The organism is Vibrio sp. 2134-1, assembly GCF_033339495.1.
In genome coordinates this window covers 1-736 of sequence record NZ_JAWOUS010000373.1, presented here as the reverse complement: position 1 = coordinate 736, position 736 = coordinate 1, and the positions used below count along the sequence as shown (strand labels likewise).

General features: G+C 48.5%; 1 protein-coding gene. It reads left to right on the top strand.

The features are described 5' to 3' along the window. On the top strand, positions 1-736 hold a 736-nt coding region (locus tag R7R78_RS26065; protein WP_225474606.1), incomplete at both ends, for an enoyl-CoA hydratase-related protein.

The window sequence follows — 736 nt, the reverse complement described above, 5'->3', positions numbered from 1 at the left end:
AAGACGCGTTCATCGTTGGCGCAGACATCACTGAATTCTTGGGCCTCTTCGCTAAAACAGACGCCGAGCTCGATCAATGGCTACAATTTGCCAATAGCATCTTCAATAAACTAGAAGACTTACCCGTTCCGACAATCTCAGTACTTAAAGGTCACACACTTGGCGGCGGCTGCGAATGCGTACTGGCTACCGACATGCGTATCGGTGATAAAACCACCAGCATTGGCCTACCAGAAACCAAACTTGGCATCATGCCTGGCTTTGGCGGTTGTGTGCGTTTGCCGCGTGTTATCGGTGCAGATAGCGCGATGGAAATCATCACGCAAGGCAAAGCATGTCGTGCAGATGAAGCCTTAAAGATTGGTTTATTGGATGCTGTGGTTGAAACTGATGCGTTGTATGAATCCGCATTGCAAACACTGACTTCAGCTATCAACGAAAAGATCGATTGGCAAGCACGTCGTAAACAAAAAACCTCGCCACTGACACTCAGCAAGCTAGAGTCGATGATGAGCTTCACAATGGCAAAAGGCCTAGTGGCACAAGTAGCCGGTCCACACTACCCTGCGCCAATGACAGCCGTTATCACGATTGAAGAAGGCGCACGCTTTGCACGTAACGAAGCACTCGACATTGAACGCAAATACTTCGTTAAACTCGCGAAATCAGAAGAAGCCAAAGCTCTGGTTGGTCTGTTCCTCAACGACCAATACATCAAAGGCATCGCGAAAAAAGC